At 44.3% G+C, this 1,864-nt stretch carries 1 protein-coding gene; it reads left to right on the top strand.

Features of this window, described 5'->3' with window-relative positions:
- The first annotated feature begins 549 nt into the window (after nt 1–549).
- A complete protein-coding gene (gene ltrA / locus EG849_RS15425) occupies nt 550–1,845 on the top strand; it encodes a group II intron reverse transcriptase/maturase (RefSeq protein ID WP_125014322.1) in 1,296 nt (431 codons plus the stop codon).
- Nucleotides 1,846–1,864 lie beyond the last annotated feature (19 nt).

The raw sequence follows: 1,864 nt of genomic DNA, 5'->3' as shown, positions 1-1,864 counted from the left end.
GTGTGTGCCCTGCATGAGCAGGACACACGCTGTAAGCTTTGATAAAAATCCGAAAATACAAATTTCGGATTAGAAAACAAATCCTACAGCGTGTTATTTTTCCAGAGGGTGCAAGTCCCTTATGAGCGGATTGAAAATCCGAATCATTAGTACGTCGCAAGGTTGTTAGCTGTGAAGCCAGAACTGAAGGAAGCGAAACGACAAAGTCCGGTACTGACGAACAGAAACTGTATAAGAGGCATTTAATGGCGGATAAGCGTCCACACCAACGCAACGTCCTAAGATTACCAAAAGCCATTAGATGTAGATACAGCAGGAATTGGACAAAGGAAAAAGCTCTTACCAGGGGAGGTCTTGACAACCACGGGCTGGTTAGGTCAAGAAGTCAGCAGAAGTCATAGTACTTGTGGCAACGAGTTGCGAATAGATACCGCACAGGTCTCACAACCAAGGAAGGACTGAACGCAAAGAGGTTCTTAATTTTCTACGGAACCCGTCACGGCGGATAGCCCTGAAAAACAAGAACAGGTTAACTGATTAAACAACAAAATGATTGAACGAACAGTACATCCTTACAACCTGCAAAAGGCATTAGAGCAAGTGGTTTCCAACAAAGGAAGCGCAGGGGTTGACGGTATCAAAACCGCTCAGCTCAAAATGCTGTTTCCCCAATTGAAACCGCAATTGCTCGAGGCTATTAGGAAAGGAAACTACCATCCACAACCCATTTTAGGGGTTGAGATTCCCAAAGGCAACGGCAAAGTCCGTCTTTTGGGCGTTCCCAACACCACAGAGAGAGTGTTGCAACAAGCCGTTTCGCAGGTTATCGCACCGTTATTTGAACCCGAATTCAGCCACAACAGTTTTGGATTCCGCCCCAACAAAAACGCCCGACAAGCTGTTGGGCAAGCGAGGGATTATATCCATCAGGGACTGAATTACATTGTAGACACTGACTTGAAGAATTTCTTTGACGAAGTGGATCACTGTTTACTGCTGAATCTGGTGTATCGAAAAGTGAAATGCAAAACCACGATGCGCCTGATACGAAAATGGTTGCGAGTACCCATACAGATCAATGGCAAATTGCAAAGACGAAGAAAAGGCGTTCCGCAAGGTTCTCCATTGAGTCCGTTATTGTCAAATATTCTGCTCCATGAACTGGACAAAGAAATGACAAGACGCCAACTGAAATTCGTACGATATGCCGATGATTTTAGTATCTACTGTAAATCCGAAAATCAGGCGAAAGCTACTGCAAAAGTAATTGCCAAATTCTTAAAAACGAAGCTCAAACTAACCATCAACGAGGAGAAAAGCGGGATTAGACGTCCTGTGAACTTCACGATTTTGGGTTTTGGATTTGTGTCTACTTACAAGAAAGGAAGCAAAAATGACTATCAGCTGGCGGTGGCAGACAAAGCATGGAAGAAACTCAAGGAACGACTCAAAAGCATCAGCCGTAAAACTGTACCAGTCAAACTCGAAGAGCGTATAGCCAAAATAAAAGAAGTACAACGGGGATGGTTAAACTATTTTCGGGGAACGAGCATTATGGGCAAATTACGTGATTTAGACGGCTGGTTAAGAAACCGACTTCGGTATTGTATCTGGCATGATTGGAAAAAACCCGAAAGGAAGAGAAAGAATCTCATACGATTGGGTGTTGACCAAGGTCATGCCTACGCTTTTAGTCGCACCCGCAAAGGTGGCTGGGCAATTGCACAGAGTCCGATTTTGAGTACTACCATTACTTTGAAACGCCTAAAACAACGTAGCTATCAATCATTAACGGATGTTTACATCAAACTTAACCCATCTCTTTGCGAACCGCCGAGTACGTGATCCGTACGCTCGGTGGTGT

Source organism: Flavobacterium macacae, from assembly GCF_003865365.1.
Taxonomy (GTDB): domain Bacteria; phylum Bacteroidota; class Bacteroidia; order Flavobacteriales; family Flavobacteriaceae; genus Flavobacterium; species Flavobacterium macacae.
This window is presented reverse-complemented; position numbering and strand designations above follow the sequence as displayed.

Coding starts and splice junctions, on each gene's coding strand:
- ltrA (WP_125014322.1), top strand. CDS start 550: ATGATTGAACGAACAGTACATCCTTACAACCTGCAAAAGGCATTAGAG.